The sequence below is a fragment of the Petrotoga miotherma DSM 10691 genome, from assembly GCF_002895605.1.
Lineage (GTDB): Bacteria > Thermotogota > Thermotogae > Petrotogales > Petrotogaceae > Petrotoga > Petrotoga miotherma.
On the sequence record NZ_AZRM01000061.1, the window covers coordinates 1 to 2,563 of the forward strand.

Annotated in this window: 3 protein-coding genes; all 3 read left to right on the forward strand. The window is 29.7% G+C overall.

Annotation, left to right across the window (positions count from 1 at the left end):
* The first annotated feature begins 340 nt into the window (after window positions 1-340).
* On the forward strand, window positions 341-1,366 hold the full coding sequence (thiI, locus tag X928_RS09115) for a tRNA uracil 4-sulfurtransferase ThiI (protein WP_103079453.1): 1,026 nt from the start codon (window positions 341-343) through the stop codon (window positions 1,364-1,366).
* Window positions 1,367-1,579: 213 nt separating this feature from the next.
* Window positions 1,580-2,356, forward strand: coding sequence for a lysophospholipid acyltransferase family protein (locus X928_RS09125; protein WP_103079455.1), 777 nt, complete (start codon window positions 1,580-1,582; stop codon window positions 2,354-2,356).
* A 53-nt stretch (window positions 2,357-2,409) separates the two neighbouring features.
* Window positions 2,410-2,563 (forward strand): bifunctional nuclease domain-containing protein (locus X928_RS10460; protein ID WP_425440357.1); only part of this gene is annotated, 154 nt, incomplete at its 3' end.

Here is a 2,563-nt window from a genome sequence, read left to right on the forward strand (position 1 = left end):
TGACTAAATTTATCCAATTTATTACCGTACGATATTAAATGATATATAATCCTGTATTTATAGTAAATAGATAGTAAATATATTAATTAGAACAATAATCGTATTTTTTTAACTTAATATTTTTAGAAAAGATATTTTAATTACATGTTTTTGTTGAAAATTTTACTTTTTTATGTTCTTTTCAATTTGTCCTGCGCGCCCCTTAGCCCCGCAGCCCACCCTTTTTAAAATCTTTCTTATTTCTAAAGTGTTTCTTTGAAAAAATATAGATCTAAAATCCCCCTTATGTTATAATTTATATGTAGGAAATATTTTTTATAAATTATAAGGTGGGAAACGAATGAAAGTTGTAATAGTTAGGGTTGACGAAATTGGTCTAAAAAATAAAAATAAAAAGTTTTTTATGAATCAACTTAAAGAAAACATTCAAAGCAAAATCTCACAGAATTTCATTTTCAAAGTTAACAACAACAGAATATATTTAATTCCTCGAAGCAATATGAAGATTAGCATTAAAGATATCGATATTCTAAAAAAGATTTTTGGGATACATTCTTTTTCAATAGCTGAAAAAACTCAATTAGATATAGATTCAATTAAAAATAAGGTATATGAAATAGCAAAAAATTCTCTTGAAAACAATAATTATAGTACTTTTAAAATAAGTGTCAATAGAGCCAATAAATCTTTCCCTTATAACAGCCAAGAATTCGCTGGGATGATGGGAGAATTTACTTTGAATTATTTCCCCCAACTAAAAGTTGACTTAAATCATCCAGAGCTTAATATAGAAATAGATATTAGAAAAGAAGGTGCGTTTATATTCAACAATCGTTTAGAAGGAGCAAGCGGATTACCTGTTGGTACATCTTCAAAAGGAACCGTTTTGTTGTCAGGTGGGATTGATAGTCCAGTAGCCACTCTTTTAATGATGCGACGAGGGATGTTACTAAATGCTGTAAACTTTTATAGTCCGCCATTTACTGGTCCTAAATCTTTAAGTAAAATTTTGAAAATTGGTTCTATACTGTGTGAATATATGTCTTTTCCTTTTTATTTATATGTGGTACCTTTAACTAAAATCCAACTCCTCTTCAGAGATATAAAAGAAAACAAGTATTCAGTTATTCTACAAAGAAGAGCTATGTTGAGGATTACCAACAAAATTTCTGATATTACAAACACAAAAGTTCTGGTTAGCGGCGAAAGTTTGGGGCAGGTAGCCTCGCAAACAATAGAAAATCTACTAACAATTTCTAACTCCAGTCAAAAAGATCTTTTAAGACCACTTATAGGTTTTACAAAAAACGAAACAATTAAATTATCTCAAAAATTCGGATTGTATGAAACATCTATTTTCCTGTAGCGTATTTATTCCTCCTAAACCTGCCACTAAATCAAATATAAATCACATAAAATCTATTGAGGATTCTTTACCACATTTAAGTGAATTAGAAAAAGAAGCTTTGGTTGAAGCTAAAAAATATAAGATTGAAGATAGTAAAGTTTCAGAAATTGATCACTTTGAATCATAGTCTTATGTGTCTTAAAGAAAAGGGACGAAAAAGGAGGGCAATCAATGAAAAAAGTATTAGAAACAATAAAGGCGATTTTTTTCACAATATGGTTAATTATTGGTTTTTTTGGCGTTGTAATTGTATATGGAAGTTATGTATTGATAAAAGCCAATATCTTGGAAAAACGGAAAGGATTCAAAGTCTCGCAAGAATATATTAGAACAGTTGTATCTTGGTTTGGAAGAGTTACTTTTAAATTTTTAAATAGCAAGATTTTAGTTTTCGGTGAAGAAAATATACCAAAGCAAGGGCCTTATGTAATAGTAGCGAACCATCAAAGCATATTCGACATTCCTTTAATTTTAGGTTATATTTATCCCACAGCTTTTATAGCGAAAAAAGAGCTTTCTATGATTCCTATATTGGGAAGTTTCATCAAAAAGCTTGGTTCTATTTTAATAGATAGAAGTAATGTAAAAAGTGGTGCTATAGCTCTTAAAAAATTTGCAAAATTATCTCAATCTGGAGAAATAATAACCCTTTTTCCGGAAGGAACAAGGAGTTTAGATGGTCAAGTAGGCGAATTTAAAAAAGGAACTCTATTAATACCTTTTAGGTATAATATAAAAATATTACCCATCACAATAGATGGAACTATCAAAATGAGCAAAAAAGGAAGCGCCTTTATCAAACCCTCGAATATTAATCTATTCATACACGAACCAGTTGAGCCAAAACTTTTCGCTAGTGAAGGAGAATTAAGAGAATGTCTTAAAAGCATTATCAGTGAAAAGATTACAAGCGAGTCTCAACTGGCTTTGAAAGAAACAAGAGCGTAATTCTAGTTTTTTTAAGGAGGTTTTCAACCATGAAAAAAGTAAGCAATGTTACTATGGGAATAGATAAAGTTTCAAACTCACCAATAGTTTTTTTAAGGATACAAGATACAAACGTTGTTGTACCAATATGGATTGGACCTTGTGAAGCTGGTGTATTAGCTTTAATATTGAGAAACGAAGATTTTGAAAGGCCTTTAACCCATGATT